General features: G+C 41.0%; 11 protein-coding genes. All 11 read right to left on the minus strand.

The annotated features are described in order from the left end of the window. Nucleotides 1-510 precede the first annotated feature (510 nt). The 11 genes from pyk to G610_RS0110005 all read right to left on the minus strand — a co-directional run bounded on the left by pyk (nt 511) and on the right by G610_RS0110005 (nt 19,668). The gene (pyk, locus tag G610_RS0109955) at nt 511-1,500 is read right to left on the minus strand and encodes a pyruvate kinase (protein ID WP_026524666.1); all 990 of its coding nucleotides are present in this window, start codon (nt 1,498-1,500) and stop codon (nt 511-513) included. Further along, on the minus strand, nt 1,493-2,455 hold the full coding sequence (locus G610_RS20460) for an alpha/beta fold hydrolase (protein WP_035797350.1): 963 nt from the start codon (nt 2,453-2,455) through the stop codon (nt 1,493-1,495). Before G610_RS20460 ends, pyk begins: the two co-directional genes overlap by 8 nt. Beyond that, a complete protein-coding gene (locus G610_RS0109965; protein ID WP_026524667.1) occupies nt 2,442-3,173 on the minus strand; it encodes a glycerophosphodiester phosphodiesterase in 732 nt (243 codons plus the stop codon). Before G610_RS0109965 ends, G610_RS20460 begins: the two co-directional genes overlap by 14 nt. A 60-nt stretch (nt 3,174-3,233) precedes the next feature. After that, nucleotides 3,234-4,715 carry an MFS transporter gene (locus G610_RS20465; protein WP_051197918.1) on the minus strand — a complete coding sequence of 494 codons (1,482 nt, stop codon included), beginning with the start codon at nt 4,713-4,715 and terminating at the stop codon, nt 3,234-3,236. A gap of 127 nt (nt 4,716-4,842) precedes the next feature. Further along, complete coding sequence (locus G610_RS0109975) at nt 4,843-5,520, minus strand: GDSL-type esterase/lipase family protein (protein ID WP_026524668.1); 678 nt, start codon at nt 5,518-5,520, stop codon at nt 4,843-4,845. A 152-nt stretch (nt 5,521-5,672) separates the two neighbouring features. After that, a complete protein-coding gene (locus tag G610_RS22165; RefSeq protein ID WP_051197919.1) occupies nt 5,673-6,506 on the minus strand; it encodes a prepilin peptidase in 834 nt (277 codons plus the stop codon). Between the two features lie 71 nt (nt 6,507-6,577). After that, entirely contained in the window at nt 6,578-7,189 is a 612-nt protein-coding gene (locus tag G610_RS0109985; protein WP_155830999.1) for a hypothetical protein, read from the minus strand. A 2-nt stretch (nt 7,190-7,191) separates the two neighbouring features. After that, complete coding sequence (locus G610_RS0109990) at nt 7,192-7,515, minus strand: type IV pilus modification PilV family protein (RefSeq protein ID WP_026524670.1); 324 nt, start codon at nt 7,513-7,515, stop codon at nt 7,192-7,194. A gap of 9 nt (nt 7,516-7,524) precedes the next feature. Further along, nucleotides 7,525-8,253: a hypothetical protein gene (locus G610_RS0109995; protein ID WP_026524671.1), complete on the minus strand. Its 729-nt coding sequence runs from the start codon at nt 8,251-8,253 to the stop codon at nt 7,525-7,527. Beyond that, nucleotides 8,228-10,267: a BspA family leucine-rich repeat surface protein gene (locus G610_RS0110000; RefSeq protein ID WP_026524672.1), complete on the minus strand. Its 2,040-nt coding sequence runs from the start codon at nt 10,265-10,267 to the stop codon at nt 8,228-8,230. The genes G610_RS0109995 and G610_RS0110000 overlap by 26 nt, the downstream gene beginning before the upstream one ends. A 41-nt stretch (nt 10,268-10,308) precedes the next feature. Next, nucleotides 10,309-19,668 (minus strand): BspA family leucine-rich repeat surface protein, encoded by a 9,360-nt coding sequence (locus G610_RS0110005; RefSeq protein ID WP_026524673.1) that lies wholly within the window; start codon nt 19,666-19,668, stop codon nt 10,309-10,311. Nucleotides 19,669-19,687: the final 19 nt, after the last annotated feature.

The following is a 19,687-nucleotide window of genomic DNA, read 5'->3' on the forward strand; positions in this document are numbered from 1 at the left end:
CATGTGTTAGGCACGCCGCCAGCGTTCATCCTGAGCCAGGATCGAACTCTCACGTTTAAAATTTATCTAATCACTTAAAGTGACTGGATCGTTCGTCTGACCAGAACTAAAGCTTGGCTTTGTTCTGTCCGTTTTTACCTTGTTAGGTTTGTTTTGTTCTCTGAATATTCGTTATTGATCAGAGCCGGTATTGCGAAACGCTTCGCGTTTCCCAATCTTTTGCTTTCGCAAAATAAAATCATTCATGTATAGCTCTTAGCAAGTAAACTTGCACGGGCTATCCCTGATTGATTTTGCTCTGCTCAATGCTGTTTGGAATTTTCAGGGTTGCATTACTATTCCATTGTCAAAGTGCTTAAATACTGGGCTCGCGGGCTTTTTGTTTGTTTGCCGTGCGCCGCAGCGAAATTAAATATATCACTCTCCTATATGGGTGTCAACAAAAAATTTCATTTTTTTTCAAAAAAAATTGCAGTTTCCTCGGAAACCGCAATTTTACTGGATTTAGTATTAAAATTTTTTTGAATATTTCTCTGCACTGAGTACTGTTTGCTTCAAAAACCTTATTGTTTCGATCGGAAATTGGCCTACAGCAGTCTCTCCTGTAACCATTACAGACGAGGCCCCATCTAGGATTGCGTTGAATATGTCACTGACTTCTGCCCTGGTTGGAACAGGATTATGTTCCATTGAAGCTAGCATTTGAGTCACAACCATAAACGGTTTGCCGGCTGCAGTACACTTTCCTGCAATGTCTTTTTGTATACCGGGAAGGTCCCAAAGTGGTACAGCATTACCAAGGTCGCCTCTCGCGATTATGATCTCGTCACATTCTTCCATAATAGAAGAAAGCTTATCTATTCCGCGCCTGTCTTCTATCTTGGCATAGATGCGTATATTATCAGCACCGCAAAGATGAAGTTCCTTCCGAAGAATAGCCACATCCTCACTCCCTCTCACAAAGGGCTGCATTATTCCGGTTATGCCATTCTCTGCCGCACACTTAATATTTATATGGTCAGCTTCAGTCAGAGTAGGCATCTCTATATTGAAATCATCTGAGGCTATGCTTTTGCGGCTCTTGAGGACACCGCCACGTTTTACTGTGGCCAATGCGTAGTCATCTGAGTACGAAGAAACAACTGCAGCTATCTTTCCATCATCAAAAGCCAGTTCCATTCCGGGACGAATATTCTTCAAAATCCGAGAGTCCACAGGAATCCCGTCTTTTCCAATCACAATCTCCTGACCTTCGCTTAGCTGCAAATCCTCCGACAATACACCTATCCTAAGTTCCGGGCCTTGAATGTCCACAAGTATAAGAGGATCTACGCCCACTTCCCAGGCGGCGCTTTTGACCATATCTATGGTATCTAAGTTGTCAGCGAGCATGGAATGGGACAGATTAAGTCTCACTCCCGTCATGCCGGCTTCGAACATTGCTTTCAGTGTAGCTTTATCACTGCAGGATGGGCCGAGAGTTCCGAAAATATCAGTCATTGTCTATTATCTCCAATACCTGCCTAAAGTATTCATTACGAGTCTCTTCCAATGCATTGAATATCTCATGCCTTGAGTTCTCGAAGTTAATGATCTTTGCTTGAGGAACCTTTCTCTCGAATTCCCTATATCCGTCAGGATCGATAAGATGATCCTCCCCCGCAGTGAATACTGTTATGGGCAAAGTGAGCCTTGTGGTATTTTTGAAAATCCTGTCAAAAACCTTATAGCTTGCAAGCCCCCACCCAATAGCTGCTCCATAGGTCTGATAATGTTCATCCTTTAAACGCATCTCAAACATATAGTCGTAGCGCGGTTTTGACTGGGTACTGCTGGTCTCGAAAACAGGCTTTGCATCAAAGTGCTTCTGGCCGGGGCCCATGGATTTACGCTTACCGAATAAAGTCGCGTAGATGCTTATAAGACTGATCACAAATTTAGAAGGAACAGACTTCATCTTGAGCATGGGAGAACTAAGTATAGCTCTGTCAAAATACCCGGGATACTTTTCCATAAAAAGTGTACTTACAGCGCCACCCATTGAATGCGCGATAAGAACCAGCTTTTTCTCTGATGTTGCAGGCACAACTACTTTATCCATAAAAATGCGCAGGTCCTCTACGTAGGTATTGTAGTCATCTATATAGACTACGTCGGGTTCCTTCATCTTGCCCTCAGAGTAGCCGTGTCCGCGCTGTTCTATAAAGTAGAATCCAAAGCCAGCCTGGTAGAGATACCAGGCGTACTCATGGTATTTTCCGAAAAACTCACAAAAGCCATGAACGAAAACTACTACCTTGGTAGCGTTTTCAGGGATAGCAAAATAGTAATTGAGAGTTGTTCCGTCAAAGGACTTGAACTTGCCCTGTTTTACGTGGGCTTTGCGAAACTCCTTATTCTCAGTTTTCATGATCTGTGTGAAGTTGTCTTCACCTAAAAAATTAACCTTGTTCATATATCTTCCTTGCCTTATCAGGATAGTTAGTAATTACGGCATTTACGCCCATGTCGCGGCACTTTATAAGGTCTGCCTTTTTGTTGACGGTCCAGACATTTACGTCGATTTCGAACATGTTGCAATCATCCATATAATCAGGGTACTGCAGGTTATAGAATGCGGGATGAAGTGCATTTACGCCATTCTCTGCAGCATAGCCGGGCATGTTGAGGTGACCGTCTCCGTAGAGAAAGCCTACTTTTGCGTCGGGATCCATATCCTTTATCTTCATAACAGAGTAATGGTTGAAGGATGAGTAGATGACTCTGTCGGAAAAGCCCTTTTTCTTTGTAAGTTCTACGATCTTATCCTCAAGATCAGGGTAGAATATCTCCCCGGTCTTTAGCTCGATGTTGATGGTAAGGCCTGTAGGATCAAGGAGATCAAAGACCTCTTCCATAGTAGGAATGTGCACGCCTTCATAAGCCTGATTGCCATTGCAGAAATCAAACTTAAGAAGCTCCTCATAGGTGTAATCCTTGATGAAGCCTGCACCGTTACTGGTTCTGTCTATAGTTTCGTCATGGCAGACCACGATCACGTCATCTTTTGTAAGCTGGATGTCAAGCTCTACTCCATCAGCCTTCATGTCTGCAGCCATTTTGAATGCAGGAAGGGTGTTCTCAGGTGCATAACCACTGGCTCCGCGGTGTGCCCAAATTAAAGGATAGCTCATAATTTTACCTTCTTTCTTCTTATATAAATAACCGTTTGTAGAAATACGATTTTTCAAAAATCAAACCTTCTTGTTTGAGTTCCTGATATCCCAGAGTTTATCGTAGGAAAAGCCTGTTACTTTCTCGCAGATTCGCTTCTCTTCATCTGATGCTACTGAAGGTTCTTCGCCTTTTCTGCGGGCGATATCTTTTTGAATGACTGCAAACTCTTTTCCTGTGATAGGGAAAATAGCAGCAACCACAAACAAAAGCGTGATCAAAATCGCAGGACAGATAATAAATATCAGAGCTATTCCCTGCTGCGTGCCAAGGGACTGGCGACCGCCCTGGTTGGCGATTACTTCGTCGTAGCCAACTGCTGATAAAAGAATTCCGATTACAGCTGCAGATACTCCTGCGGAGATTTTTCTGATAAAGGTAGCCATGCCGGAAACGATGCCCGGTCTTCTGATGGATGTAATGAGCTCGTCAACTTCAGCCATATCAGCCATGATAGCGAAAATACTGGTGAGCGTAGCTGCATTACCAAATCCGATAAGAGCCGTCAAAACAAGGATCAGTACGATATTTGCGCCTTCATAGGAAAAAGCAAGAAGTCCCAAAGTACCAAGGAGCCTTATGGGAGCTCCGATAAGTATGGTTGTTCTTTTTGATGTCCTGCTCATTACAGGTCCCCAAACAAGCATACCCACCAGCTGTGATACCAGAAGAACCGCCATAAGATAAGTAAAGTATCCATTTCCGTAGCCATTTAAGACATCATCCACATAGTACACAGCCATGCCGGAAACGAAATCCATGCCGCACTGTCCAAAGAGGTAGAGCCCAAGGAAAAGCCTGAAGGATCTGCTCTTTAAGACGCTTACAGACTGCGGAAAGCTCTCAGCAAGAGTTGTGTTGATAGGCTCTTTTTTCTTTTCCCAGGTGCCAAAGAAAGTAACAAGGGATGTGCACAGGAAAAGGACGCTGAAAATAAGCGCACACTTCATGTACAGCCCGGTGTTAAGCGTATCTGTAATAATGAATGTCGGAATAAGGCCACATACCATGGAACCAAGGGTTGACCAGATCATACGGCAGTTTGAGAACTTTGCGCGCATGGCGTAATCATCCATCATGTCCGGAAGCAGACCATAATATGGAACAAACAGGATTGTAAAGCCCGTGGAAAACAGGCAGTACATAAACAGATAAAAGATATAAAGAACTACAGGTGAAGTGCTGGGAACCCTTACCCACAACAAAAGGAAAGTGATTGACGAAGCAAATGCACCAATTAAAATATAGAACCTCTTTGGTCCGAATTTGGACGTGGTTCTGTCAGTAATATTTCCCATCATGGGATCTGTGATGGCATCCCATACTTTTCCCACAAGCGGGATTGTTCCTGCAAGAGCTGCAGGCATACCAAGAGCCTTGGTCATAAATACTGCAAAAAAAGTGTTGATGATGACAAAGGCTCCCCCGTTATAAAACTCCGCCATGCCAAACATCATTTGATGAAGAAAATTATAATTTGGTTTTCTTCCATAATATTCCATAAGTGCCCCCAAAACCTTTCTCTTTCATACTAGAACGAAATCCGCAACCTACTCGGATTTCTGAAATTTCATTTATAACAAATAGCGAGTCCCCAAATCAGGTGGGGACAACGCCAATAGTCATAAATCAAAGATATTTCTTCATATTTTCAAAAACAACTTCATAAGCATCAGACCACATGTGGATTCCATCGATTGAAAACTCCTCTTTGGTCTTGCCATCAGGGCCTGTGAGGCCATCGTTTACGTCGATATAGTTGTACCCAAATTCCTCGGCGAGAGCCTTAACTGCAGCGTTGGCTTCAGGGAGTCTCTCCCTGCGTAAAATCGCTGCTCTGTCAGCGCCGGGCCATGGCATTTTTGCTGCTACTGTCTCGTTTACAGGATAATAAGCCATAAGGTAAACCACAGTTTCCGGAAGTTTTTCCTTAATCTGGGTAAGTACCTGTCTGTAATCAGAGATGAGCTTTTCCTTGGTTTCATCTGGTATGCTGATGTCGTTGGTTCCGATATTGATGAAAATCTTAGATGGCTCTAGGTCAAGAATCTGCTCATTCATAGCATCAAGCATCTCAGGGATCGTGTATCCGCCAATGCCTCTGTTATAAATTGTCAGATTCATACCGTGATTTAAAAGAATCTCCTGAATAGGAAACTGCTCCATAAGTGATGAGCCTGTAAAAAGGATGTGTCCCTTTTTCACAAACTTGTTCAGATGTCTGTAACGCTCCAGCTTGTCAGCCTTCTCGCGCTTCATGAAATCCCCAATAAAATCTGAAAATGCGTTTTTGCTTTCTTCTGCCATAATGTCCTCCTGGTTAGTAATATATATAGTACATTTTACCTCAAAAAAAGCGGGCTGTCGCACTAATTTCTTAATGCTACAGCCCCCCTAACTTAACAATGATCAATCGAGAACCTTTTCTTTCATCAATTCATTGTTTCTAAAACACGACTCTACATAAGCAGCCCAAGGTACCAGTTTGTAATTCTTTCTGAAAAAATCAAAAGCAAATATCCGGAAAATGCTATGGCAGGGCCAAAGGGAAATGCCTTTGAAGCATCCGGTTTTAGCAATCGCCTGATTGCTGCAAATAAAAGTCCGCTGATGCAGGAAAAAATGATAAGCTCATAGCTTCCGGCATATCCAAGGTAAAGTGCCAGCATTGCAAAGAGTTTAATATCTCCGCCGCCCAGTGCTTCCTTTTTAAGGAACTTCTCCATTGCCATAGTCAGAAAAAGCATAATGGCGAGCATCAAAATTCCTGCCAGAAGATGATGTCCAATCCATAAGAGCGATGCCTTTGTAAAGACGCCTTCTCCTGACATGAAAGGCGCAGTCACTATCCAGGTAATAATTCCGGCAATTATGCATCCATCCGGAATCTCAAAGGTCTCAAGATCTGTAAGCGCTATTATAAATAGGATTCCTGAAAGAAAAAGATTTCTGAAAAACAATATTAATGTATGAGCGTCCACAGTGAACGCCAGTCTTAAAGAAGGCTCTAACACAGCAAGGTACATTGACAGTGTAATTACGCCAAAAGAAAGCTCAGTAAGTGGATATCTGGGTGATATTTTTTCTTTGCAATATCTACATTTTCCCTTTGTAAGAAGATAGCTGACTACAGGAATAAGATCTATTGCAGCAAGGTCGTGTCCGCAGTACATGCAGTGGCTCTTACCTTTTACAAAATCCTCTTTCCTGCAAATTCGAATTGCAGTGCAATTAAGAAACGAACCGAATATAAGTCCAAAGATGAAGACTATTGTTCTGAAATAAGCATACATTTTGTGTCATCCCCCGCATATTAAATGTTGCTTATTCTATATTAACTCAAAAGATTTTTGCGCACAATCCATCATAGCTGTGGAACATCTCTAAGAATCGGAAATACCACAAACTCATTCTCCATTATTGGGGTATCAGTTTTGTTCGCTTTATAAATACCAATATTAACAACAAAATACTGGATTTTATCGTCTTCCTCATGAATATCTACAACACATGATGATACAAGTCCATCACCATAATCCGTATAAGATGCCTTGTTTACCAGACTATAGTTTACGGTTCTGGTTGATACCGGATCAGTATATTTCATAACAACTCTTCCAAAATTGCCGGCTGAAGCTGCAATTTCGGTGTCGTCAGCAGTAAGCAGAACTATACTGAATGGAGCATACTCCTGATTCTGGCTCGCACTGTAATATACTATGCCATCATCGGTATTCTCCACCTTTACAACATAAGACAGCTTGTCTCTTATTGCCAGTGACAAAGTCCTGCAGAGCATGGTGGCCTCACTGTCTGTAACAATATCGTCGTAATGGTTTGCTGCTAATCTCATGGTAACAACAAGTATAGATGTAGTAAGCATCATAATGAGCGTGCACAGCAACAATTCTGTCAATGAAAAACCACCGTTACTTCGTATTTTTTTGGACAAAAACTCCCTCATACGTTTCATCATAATCAGTCATTCCCATATTCATATTCATAAAAATACAAACGTCCGCTACCAGGATCATCATCTTCACTTGAATAATTAAACAGTTTTACCGGAAAAGATGCAGTCGTACTCTCATAACTAACATTTACTGTGGCAGAATAATCATCAGCACCAGTCTCAGTAGATAGCGAAGACTGTAGCTCTTTGGCCGCTTTAGTCCCTCTTGATGCGGTAGTGATGGCACCGGCAAGAATCATCATCCCGAGCACTGTTATGAGTGTTGCTACCAGTGTTTCTATCAGTGATTCCCCTGATTTATTTTTCAATTTTTGAAAAAATAGTTTCATAGCTCATCCTCAAGGCTCGTCCGGATCATTGACATTTCCGGTCTTATCATTGTAAATACGCCAGCTGATTCTGGTTGTTGTCGACTTAACAGTATTGTCGGGTTTTCTCTTTACTCTGTTAGTACTATATCCATAGAAATCGAGGCTGGACTGGTAAATCACAGAATCATCCTTTTCATCCAGTGCCTGAAAAACTACAGAAAAACCATTCTCTCCATAATCATCCCGATCATCCGGAGCATTTATGATTACCTTTACCGGATTCATTTTCATCCCCGGCGCATCGGAAGAAGTAACTGTAAGCATGGATTCGGTCATGGATTTGTCACCCTTAATCACGGCAAAAATAGCAGCCTCAAAGCCTACCAGATTATCACCTGTAATCTCTCGAATTACATACTTTGCACCGGTTTCATCTTCTAACCTCTCTGTCCTCTTGATCTTATAAGTTCCGGAAAGAGATTCTCCACCAGTAATGTCTCCGGGATACTCAACCTCAATATACAGACCATCCAGCTGTTTCTGAATCATCCTCGCGGCTGAAGAAACAGCCAGATATGCCTGCTCGTCTTTTAGTTGTTTTCCGGACGTCTTAATCGCTGTACTACTGATTGTCACCAGTGAAAAACTGATAATTACGGCGACAAGAAAAACTGCCAGAGCAAAAACGATCGTTGCACCATTTTGTGATTCAATTTTCTTTCGGAATTTTTCAATCACCATTACCACTGCCGCCATCTCCCTCTTCACCACTATTTTCAGGTTCATCAGAATTTACAGGCATTGCATCTTCAGAATTACTACTCTCTTCTTCGGTGCTGCTTTCTTCATCGTCAGAAGAACCGCTCTCCTCAGATGACTCATTACTCTCCTGTGCACTTTCTTCCTCTGATGAGGAATCTTCGCCGGTATCTGCACTTTCATCAGAAGCATTCTCTTCAGAACCGCTTTCTTCTGATGAACTCTCCTGTGCTTCTCCCTGTTCAGAGCCACCTTCCTCTGAGTTATTTTCACCGGAATGTTCCCCTTCAGAAGCATTTTCTTCTGAGTTATTCTCTTCTGAATTGTTCTCTTCAGAATTGTTCTCTTCTGAATTATTCTCGCCGGATTCACCTGACTCATCGGACTCACCGGTATCCTCTGTTGATTCTCCGTTATTCTCTTCTTCAGAAGCCTGTTCTTCTCCTATGCCATCTTCCTGTTTCTCTGTGTCAGATCCATCCTGAGATTCTTCTGCTTCCCTCGCCTCTTCCTTCTTCTTTTTCTCTTTCTTCTTTTCCTCTTTCTCTTCATCAGGAATATCTACAAGAACATCCTTGGTCATAGGTATAGGCTCATCTGCATCTACATCATCTCTGAAGTATCCATAATCACCATCAAGATATGAGTATGTACCATCTTCATTATCAAAATAATCGGCATCATCAAGTCTTGCATATTCGCAGTCAATATGATCTTCATCCCATACTGTTCCGTTTCTACCGACCAGCAACTCACAGCCGGCAAACATGTTATCGGAGTCTTCGACATTCTCAGTGCTAAAGCCATCACCTACATAAATGCCATACAAAGCCTCGCAACCATCAAACATCGATGTCATATCGGTAACATTACCGGTATTAAAATCCATAAGGAACAGTTTTTCTATGGAACTGCAGCCTGCAAACATGCTACTCATATTTGTTACACTTTCAGTATTGCATTCCATATTAAGTGAAGTGAGCTCTGAGCAGCCCGAAAACATATTGCTCATATTTTCTGCGTTTTCGGTATTGCATTCAATGCTGACTGAAGAAAGCGCTGAGCATCCTGCAAACATTCCGCTCATATCTGTTACGCTTCTGGCATTACCATCCATCTCTACAGATGAAAGGGCGGTGCAGCCTGAAAACATATCGCACATACTGGTAACATTATCAATCGACATTCCGGTCAGATTGATAGATTCCAATGATGTACATCCTGCGAATAACCTCTCCATGGAGTTAACCTGAGAAGTATTAAGGCCTCCAAGTCCTTCTACAGACTTGAGACTGGTATATCCCTGGAACCAGCCAGCCATATTATGAGGCGCTGCATCCTGGCCAAAGCCACCATAAAATACTACTCTCTCAACTCTGTCACCATAATCACTCCATGGATGGTTTTCATCATCACTTAAGAGGAAACACTCGTCTTTCTCGGCGCGATATTCTGCCTCGAATCTCTCACCATCATGACCACCTCTTAGACCTCTTTCAAAGTAAATGGTGAAGTAATCATCGGAAGCATCATCACTATCCTGTCCTGATGATTGGTAAACTCTGGCCCACAGACGCTCATCCGGGTTGGACATATCACCATTGGCATCCTGAGTTGCGGATACCTTCTTGATCTCACTGTCGGCCACGATATCCATAAGAGCTCTGAATTCTTCAGGGTCCACAATCTCATAAATACCGTCACCCATGTCAGTGGTACTTTTCGCGTTGTCCATGAAATCGTTTATAGCCGCAACTGTTTCTTCATCAGCCTCATCAAGTACGCTTCCAACATCAAAAGTGAAGCCCAGAACGTAATTACCTGCTCCGGCATTTAGCTGCGCCACAAGCTCTCTTGTTGCCTGTAACGTAGCCTCATCCGGCTCTTCATACTGCTGAAAATCATCAAATTCTTCCACCTCTTCGGCATTAACCTTTACGGAAAAGAATTGTATGACTATGAGGCCAAATGACAACGCCACTGCCATGTTACACATAAATCTCTTTCTCATAGTTTTCCCTCACTTTCTGAAAAACCAGGTAAAATGCCTCATCAAGGATTGTTAATTACTGCCTGTGCCGCCTCAGCGGGAGTTGCGTAGAATACACCCTTGTAGTAATAAACCGTTAACGGACCGGACTGCGTTGTGATTACAAGTGTAAGGTAACCGTCGGTGAGTATGGATGATTCTACGTTAGTAAAGTATCCGGGTGCTCCTTCGAGCTTTCTATCAATGCGAATATAATCACGATAATTTGTTACCTGCGTATATGTTGTACCCTGTCCGCCTTTTATATTATTAGATAATAAAAATGTATATGTACAGCTTGCATCACTTGGAGCAACAAAGTTATTTGTAGCGTATATTGTTGTTAGAGCCGTACAAGACCTAAACGTATTATTAAAATTCTTTGCTGCAGCAGTATTAAAGCTTCTAAGATCAAGTGCGACTATTGACGAGCAGTTCTCAAACATTGATTCATACGATGTTATTGCTGAAGTATTCCAATTTGTCACATCAACATATCTTAGCGCAGTACAATTCTTGAACATATCCTTAACAGAAGTAACATTTGAAGTATTCCAGGTACTCATATCCACTCCGGTCAATGTAGAACATCCATTAAACAGGCCTTCAAGATTCTTGAGCTGATATCCTGCAAGCTGGTTCCCATCAAAGAAAGTCAACTTTGTCATACCATAAAACCAGTTGATCATAGAGCCAAGTTGATATGAACCTGTATCATGGAATTTCACATCAACAATACTGCTTCTATAACTATGCCAAGGATAGTCAGCCGCATTACGGTATCCACCTTCACTAAACAATCCCAGATCTGCTTCCAATGTACCTCCTGACGCCATCGTCGTTTTAGCAGATTCATAGGTTCCTCCATTGCTACTATCAGCGAAATAAATATTTAATCTGTACTCACCAGCAACTCCTGTCTTTTCCAACAGTGCGCCTAAGCACTTACTATAGTCGGTGTAATAGCCAGGTGTACCGGCTGATGCTTTATCAATTCTCGCATACGTTCTATAGTCCTTAGCTCCATGCATATCAGTACATTTTGTACCTTCTCCTCCTATCAACTTAGAATCAAAAATAAACATATACTGATAGTTTGCACTTTCAGATCCATTAAGGGCATCTGTTGCAAAAATAGTGGTCAATTCACTGCACTCTCTAAATGCATTATAGAAGGTTGTTACATTTGCTGTATTGAAGCTTCTTAAATCTAATGTCTTAATGGATGAGCATTTATAGAACATGTCATTCATACTGGTTACACTAGTTGTATCCCATCCTGTTACATCAACAGACTTAAGAGCAATACAGTTATAGAACAAGGACGTCATACTCTTAACACGCGATGTATCCCATGTATGCAAATCCAAATCGGTTAATGCATTACATCCGCTAAACAATCCTGTAAGATCGGTTAAAGGATACCCTGCCAGCTGGCTTCCATTAAATGAAACCATCTTCGTAAAGTTGGTAAACCAATACATCATTGATGTAAGTTGATATGCATCTCTATCATGGAACTCAACCTCTACTATACTATTCCTATAACTATGCCAAGGATAATCAGCAGCATTTCTAAAACCACTAGAACTAAATATTCCCAAATCAGCCTCAAGAGTCCCGCCGGCTGTCATTGTTGTTCTGGCAGCCTCATATGTTCCTCCATTACTACTATCCGCATAATAGATATGAAGCTTATACTCGTCTACCGTTGATGTCTTTTGCAGCAATGCTCCAAGACATTTACTATAGTCTGTATAGTATCCGGGAGTACCTGATGTTGCCTTGTCGATCTTAGCAAAATTCCTATAATCTTTGGTTCCATGCATGTCCGCACATTTTGTTCCTTCGCCTCCTATCAGCTTAGGATCAAAAATGAACATATATTGATAGTTTGCACTTTCTGCCCCATTAAGATCATCTGTTGCAAATATTGTTGTCAATACACTACAATCTCTGAACATATTATAGAAATTTGTTACATTTGCTGTATTAAAACTCCTAAGGTCCAAAGTCTTAATCGAACTACATTTATAGAACATATCGTTCATGCTTGTTACACTTGTTGTGTCCCAACCTGTAAAATTCATATTTACAAGCTTATTGCAGTTATAGAACATTGAAGTCATAGACTTTGCATGTGATGTATCCCATGTATGCATATCAAGACTTGTCAATATTGTACATCCACTAAACAAACCTGTAAGATCTGTTAACGGATATCCTGCAAGCTGACTTGCATCAAATGATGCCATCTTTGTAAAGTTGTTAAACCAATACATCATAGATGTAAGGTTATACTTATCTCGGTCATGGAAATATACAGAAGCTATACTTCCTCTGTAGCTATGCCATGGATAATCTTCAGTATAACGATATCCAGCAACATTAAACATGCCCAAATCCACGTACAAAGAGCCATTTCCTTGAGCTGTTGTCATTGAAGTTTTATAAGTTCCACCCAACTCACCGTCAGCATAATAAATTTGAAGATCATATTCACCATCTGTTCCGGTCTTCGTCAAAAATGCGCCCAAGCATGTTGTTATATCTGTAAAGTATCCAGGAACTCCATCACTTACAGCCCGATCAAGCTTTGCATATGGTCTGTAATTATAATTATTGGCAGTAATACTTACCGCTTTTGTGCCTTCTCCTCCAATAAGATGGCTATCTTCCCAAAACATCAGACAACAATCCGCATTATCTGCAACAAAAGTATTAGTAACAAATATCGTCCGCAATCTACTACAATCTCGGAAGGTCTGATTAAAGCTCATTACTGTAGCTGTATTAAAGCTTCTAAGATCAATTGTTTTTATAGTAGAACACCTATAGAACATTCCACTCATATCCTTCAAGCTAGTTGTATCCCAACCTGAAAGATTAACGTTTGAAAGCTTACTACAACCGTAGAACATATATGATACAGTCTTAAGTCTGGATGTCCCCCATGTACTCATGTCTATGCTTTCTAGTGATGAACAACCATAAAACATGTTTGTCAAATCGGTAAGAGGCTCATCCTTTAACTGACTCGCGTCAAAAGTCTTCATATTTGTGAAACCACTAAACCAATGCATCATTGAATCTAGCATATACTTATCAAGATCATGGAATTTTGCATTTACAATATTCGCTCTATTGCTATGCCATGGATAATCATCAGCATAGCGATATCCCGCGATATTAAATATTCCAAGATCTTCATATAAGGTTCCATGTTCCTCAGCATCATTCTTTGCTAGTTTATAAGTACCTCCCTTTTCTTCATCAGCATAATACACATGAAGTTCGTATTCTCCTTCTGTAGAGGTTTTAATAAGTAATGCTCCTCCACATGTTGAATAATCAGTAAAATAACCAGGTTCATCACCACTTACTGCTCTATCAAGCTTTGCATATGGTCTGTAATTATAGTTATTAGCTGTGATATTTACCGCCTTTGTTCCTTCTCCTCCAATAAGGCGCAAATCTTCCCAAAACATAAGGCAGCAATCTGCACTATCGGCAACAAAAGCATCCGTAGCAAATATTGTATGTAATCTACTACAATCTCTGAATGTTTGATTAAAACTTGTTACTGAAGCAGTTTTGAAGCTTCTAAGATCAAGTGTTTTAATAGCGGAACATCTATAAAACATTCCACTCATATCCTTTAAGCTAGTTGTATCCCAGCCTGTTACATTAACATTCTTCAGTTTGCTACATCCATAGAACATATATGATACAGTCTTAAGTCTCGATGTATCCCACGTACTCATATCAATGCTCTCTAATGTTGAGCATCCATAAAACATGTTTGTTAAATCTGTAAGTGGCTCATTCTTTAACTGGCTCGCATCAAAAGACTGCATCTTGCTAAAGCCACTAAACCAATACATCATCGAATCAAGAGTATATAACTCAAGATCATGGAACTGTGCCTTTACTATTTTTCCTCTATAACTATGCCATGGATAATCTTCAGCGTAGCGGAAACCAGCAATATTAAATGGTCCAAGATCCATGAAAAGCGTCTCATTTCTTTCTGCTTCCTCTTTAGCAGCTTTATAACCACCACCATTTAAGTCATCAGCATAATACATATGAAGTTCATACTCATCTTCAACCGCAGTCTTAATAAGCAGAGCCCCACCGCAGGTAGATATCTCTGTAAAATATCCCGGAACGCCAGTACTTATTACTCGATCCAATTTAACGTATGGCCTGTAATTATAGTTATTAGCCGTGATATTTACCGCCTTAGTTCCTTCTCCTCCAATAAGATGACTGTCCTCCCAGAACATGAGACAACAATCGGCACTATCCGTTGCAACAAAATCATCTGTAGCAAAAATCGTATGTAATCTGCTACACTCTCTGAACATCTGATTAAATGAAGTTACCGTCGTAGTCTTAAAGCTTCTAAGATCAAGAAGTTTTATTGTAGAACATCTATAAAACATTCCACTTGCATCCTTAAGACTGGAAGTATCCCAATTAGATACATCTATAGAAGTAAGTTTGCTACATCCATAGAACATATATGATGTGCTATAAAGATGCTCAGTAGTCCAATTGTGCATATCAACCTTTGTAAGCGTTGAACATCCATTGAACAAACTGGTGAGATCTGTGAGCGGCTGATTTTTCAATTGATCACCGTCAAATGACTGCATCTTATTAAAGCCATTAAACCAGTACATCATCGATGTTAGAATATATTTATCTTTATCATGAAACTCAGCTGAAACTATCTTTGCTCTGTACTCATGCCAAGGATAATCGTCCGCATAGCGATAACCTGCAATGTTAAATACGCCAAGATCTTTATATAAGGATCCATTACTTTCAGCTGTTGCCTTCGCTGATTCATATGAACCACCATGTTCTCTATCTGCAAAATACATATGAAGTTCATATTCTTCATCAACTTCTGTTTTTATTAGAAGTGCGGCGCCACAAGTTGAATAATCCGTTAAATAACCGGCAACACCCATAGAAATGACTCTGTCAAGTTTCGCGTAAGGTCTATAATTATAATTATTTGCCTGAATATTGACTGCTTTTGTACCTTCTCCTCCAATAAGTCTGCCATCTTCCCAGAACATCAAGTAACAATCCGCATTATCTTTAGCAACAAAATCTTCTGTAGCAAATATAGTACGTAATCTGCTACATTCACGGAATGTCTGATTAAAGCTTGTAACAGCTGAAGTATCAAAGCTCCTGAGATCAAGTGTCTTTATTGTTGAGCAGCGATAGAACATTCCACTCATGTCTTTCACATTCTGTGTATCCCACCCAGTGACATTAACTGATGTAAGTTTGCTACAGCCAAAGAACATGTACGATGTAGTTGTTACACTTCGAGTTGTCCATTTACTCATGTCTATTTCTTTGAGTGATGAACAGCCATAGAACATTTCCGAAAAATTAGTAAGTGGATAACCTTCTAGCTGATTCGCATCAAAAGTCTCAAGCTTTACAAAATTCTTAAACCACTTACGCATGGATGTAAGACGATATTTATCCCTGTCATGGAATTTAACATCTACAATCGTTCCTCTATACGAATGCCAAGGATAGTCATCATCTTCTCTGTATCCACCCATATTGATTTTTCCAAGATCTTTTTCAAGCGTACCGGCAGCAATAAATGCTGCTTTATCAGTGGCATATGTACCATTAACTGCATGATAAATATGGAGTCTGAACTCTCCTTCAACTCCTGTTCTTTCCAAGAGGACTGCTCCACTCTTAGTTATATCCGTGAAATATCCAGGTTCATTAGATGTAACAACCCTATCAACCCTCATAACCTCGTTATATCTGTAATTATTTGCCTGAAGATTCTGACAAGGAGTTCCCTCTCCTCCTACAAGTCTAGGACAATCCCAGCAAGCAAGATAGGTAGTTGCTCCACTATCTACGTCAAATGCATCTGTTGCAAATACTGTTGTCAACCTGCTACACAATCTAAACATCTCACGATAATCAGTAACAGATGTTGTAACAAAACCACTACAATCAATAATCCTTATCTTGTTACAGTTGTAGAACATGTAGGACATATCCTTGACATACGAAGTGTCAAGCAAATCCATTCCTTCTATTTCAAGAAGACCTGTAAAACCGCTAAACCAGTTCTTTGTATACAAAGGCTCTGCAGATTTGCAGAATTTCTCCGAAAATTCCACCTTCGTAATCATGGATCTATTACTTCCGGTCCATCCATCACTATTAGCTGCCCATGGAACGGTCGCAATGTTAAGGAAGCCCTCCTCAGCATTGCCCTGCCACTGAGCAACAGGAGCTACGGTATGGCCGTTCCTTTTCCATGCACCACGCTCAAAGCACATGGTATATGTGCCGTCTCCATTAGAGAATATGCGTGCCCATAAAAGTTCAGGCTTTTCAAGCCAGTCTCCATAATGTTTAACATTTATAAGCTCCGGCATGGCAACACTATTAAGCTTGCTGGACAGAGCCGCCGGAGCAAACTTATAAGGGAAAATTCGATCAGGATTATTTGCTGCAGTAAGTCTGTTTTTGCCAAACTTTTCTACAAGCTCCTTGATTTTTGCATAATCACATTTGATGTTTTCATCATCGTACTGATCAACTATAAAGTCGCCATCTCCACCATAGGTGTAGAAGGTATTTTCATCGATAGTACTCTCAAGACCTGCCACAAGATACACTGTAGTAAGCGACTCAGCAGGTTCTGTTTCACTGGGATATCCTTTTATATATCCATTTGCATCAAAGGTAACCGCAGTAAAAGTATCATCAAAAATATTGTCGAAGTTAAATAAGCTAAGACAATTGGTAACCGTAGATTTTGTTGTTGAGATTCCACCTGCAGTCTCAGCATTTGTTCCTAAAACAAATCCGGCTGAATAGCATTTTGTGAACTCCGGCTGGTTTGATCCGGATGCTTCGATTTTTCCTGCAAGACCGCCAACTGTTACTGCACCAATGTAACAATCTGCATAGCTTTCGTTCATTTTTACACAATTGGATCCACTACCATTATTGGCACCGGCAAGTCCTCCTGCTATACTACCCGGACCCTCTGCCAAAATAATTGTAGAAGCAAAGCTGTTCTCTATTTTTGTTTCATCTGCGCTTACACCATTAAAATATGCAACAAAACCTGCAGCAATACATTCTCCGGAAGTGTCTGTCGACCAGATCCAAGGAGAGTTAATTGCCAGTGGTCTTGCTGTATTTGAGGTTTCTCTGGAAACATAATATTTTGCGTTGTCTGTAGATACGCCGGAACCCAGTCCTGCCTGAGAATACATTCCTGCATACTGATCAGAAACTTCGACAGAGCAATTGGTGATGGTCACAGCGCCACCATTGTGTCCTATGAGACCACCAAGCTTCTTGGTACCGGTATTATTGGCAGAATAAAGCATTACGCCATCTGTTTTACAATCTTCTACAGTAAGTTCTTTTGCACCTTCACTGCCAACAAGGCCGCCAAGGGCACCTCCGGCTGTATTGATCTCACTAATTACAGATTGTGTAACCTGGAGATTTTTCATGGTGACATATGATTGTCCGCCACTCTCACTGCTACTGGTTGCACTGTATCCAAGGCCACCTACAATACCGCCCTGGTTAGTGCCGGTACCATGGTTGCCACCATCTGCATAAATTATCAGACCGTTCACTTTTATGTTTTCAAGGTCAAAATATCTGGCACTGCTTCGTCCGATAAGTCCGCCGATTTCACCCTGATTAGCTCCGGTCTCAGAATATTCTATTTCTGATTTGCTAACCACACAGTCCTTTATGACTATATGATCATCGTTTTCACCCATTCCTCTGTCAGAACTGTAAACAATGTTACCTACAAGGTTTCCAACTCTCGTATATCCACCGGATGCGTAATTCGGTTTGGAGATTTTTATTCCTTCAAGATTTACATTAGTAATGCTTGAGCCACAGAATTTACCAAAAATACCCAGGTTTGTCTTATGTTCAGCATCCCAGTCATTATATGAATCATCTCTTGCTATAGTTACATTCTTGATACCTTCAAGAGGATTATTATCCTTGTCTTTACTTGTAATACCACCTGCTTCATTCCAGGTAACCATTCCATCAAAAACATCTATTCTGTCATTAATAACCGGACAATATGACAGTGTAGGATAAACAGATCTCCAGTAATCATATTCATCTGCTTCGCCACCAATTCTTGTAAAGTTAAGGGTTTTCGTCTGTTCTACATGGATAATTCGGTCGTATTCATCAGGTATTCCGGCATATTTACGGTCAAGATTCTGCAAATGTCTGCAATATGAGATTTTTACAGTGTCATATCCGGGATCTGACCCATCGTCGCCTTCAAAGAAACGGAGGGTGTCATACAGCGAATTTTCCTGAGCGGACATAGTAAATCCATTCGGTAAGTCCTCAAATGGCATGGAAATAACGCCGCCACAAGTAGCACTCAGCTCAACAAGAATATCCTCACCCGGGAAGAGCTTGTTAGAGCTATCCATAACTACTCTGTCGACATAATCCACTTTACTTACGTCATAGGTACCATTTACAAGATTTTTGAACTGGAGCCCTGGCTCAAGTTTATCTATAGGTATAGATGCATAATATCCTCGTTTTTCCAGGTCAAAGCTTGTGGCACTATAAGACATGGTACCTTCTATAGCGCACACAGCACCGGAATCTATACCGGTAATGGTAAGAGTATACTGTGCATCCCTTGGTCTCTCATTGTTGTTTTCATAATATAGTGTGGGATTTTCATCTACTGAGGGCAGACCAATAAATATATCTGCTACCAAAAGTTCTTTGTTGGTTAGTTTAAGAGTTGTCTTGATCTTCTCGGGATTTGATGTGGGCTGATTAGGCAGAGTCTGAGCACTCTCCGGATTGATTCCACACCAGCCCACCTTACCGTCTCTGGCGTTCTTGTTCTCTTTGCCTCTTAAGGAATCGTTAGGCACAGTTGCCCAAAGAGAATCATTTTTGAATTCAGCGGTAGTATAAAATACTTCCTGCACTGCATACAAAGAACCGTCGACTTTATATGAAATATAATAGTCGCCGGCGTTTATATCACCACTTACTGCCTCTGCGGGAAGAACAATCTGTGCAAGCTCATCTCCGTTTCTGACATTATGGTCGCCATCAGCCCCCAGCTCCTCAGAATGACCTGAAAGTGCTGCTGCCTGTATGTTTCTGTCTGCTGCGATAAATATTGTCTCAGCAATTTTATCCAGAGATTTCTGTCTGGAGGATTTGACCATGTTTAAAGCTCCTACAACAGCCAATCCACCCAGTACCGCGATAATTGCTACGGCAATAAGTACTTCGGCTAGTGTAAATCCCGCTTTAGAATTCGCTTTTCTTGTCTTCATCATAGTCTTCCCCTCCGAAAAA

The organism is Butyrivibrio sp. MB2005 (assembly GCF_000424285.1).
In the GTDB taxonomy this organism is placed as follows: domain Bacteria; phylum Bacillota; class Clostridia; order Lachnospirales; family Lachnospiraceae; genus Butyrivibrio.

What these genes read in the sequence shown, in the direction of transcription:
- pyk (WP_026524666.1), bottom strand. Translation starts at nt 1,500, where the DNA reads ATGACTGATATTTTCGGAACTCTCGGCCCATCCTGCAGTGATAAAGCT.
- G610_RS20460 (WP_035797350.1), bottom strand. Translation starts at nt 2,455, where the DNA reads ATGAACAAGGTTAATTTTTTAGGTGAAGACAACTTCACACAGATCATG.
- G610_RS0109965 (WP_026524667.1), bottom strand. Translation starts at nt 3,173, where the DNA reads ATGAGCTATCCTTTAATTTGGGCACACCGCGGAGCCAGTGGTTATGCA.
- G610_RS20465 (WP_051197918.1), bottom strand. Translation starts at nt 4,715, where the DNA reads ATGGAATATTATGGAAGAAAACCAAATTATAATTTTCTTCATCAAATG.
- G610_RS0109975 (WP_026524668.1), bottom strand. Translation starts at nt 5,520, where the DNA reads ATGGCAGAAGAAAGCAAAAACGCATTTTCAGATTTTATTGGGGATTTC.
- G610_RS22165 (WP_051197919.1), bottom strand. Translation starts at nt 6,506, where the DNA reads ATGTATGCTTATTTCAGAACAATAGTCTTCATCTTTGGACTTATATTC.
- G610_RS0109985 (WP_155830999.1), bottom strand. Translation starts at nt 7,189, where the DNA reads ATGATGAAACGTATGAGGGAGTTTTTGTCCAAAAAAATACGAAGTAAC.
- G610_RS0109990 (WP_026524670.1), bottom strand. Translation starts at nt 7,515, where the DNA reads ATGAAACTATTTTTTCAAAAATTGAAAAATAAATCAGGGGAATCACTG.
- G610_RS0109995 (WP_026524671.1), bottom strand. Translation starts at nt 8,253, where the DNA reads ATGGCGGCAGTGGTAATGGTGATTGAAAAATTCCGAAAGAAAATTGAA.
- G610_RS0110000 (WP_026524672.1), bottom strand. Translation starts at nt 10,267, where the DNA reads ATGAGAAAGAGATTTATGTGTAACATGGCAGTGGCGTTGTCATTTGGC.
- G610_RS0110005 (WP_026524673.1), bottom strand. Translation starts at nt 19,668, where the DNA reads ATGATGAAGACAAGAAAAGCGAATTCTAAAGCGGGATTTACACTAGCC.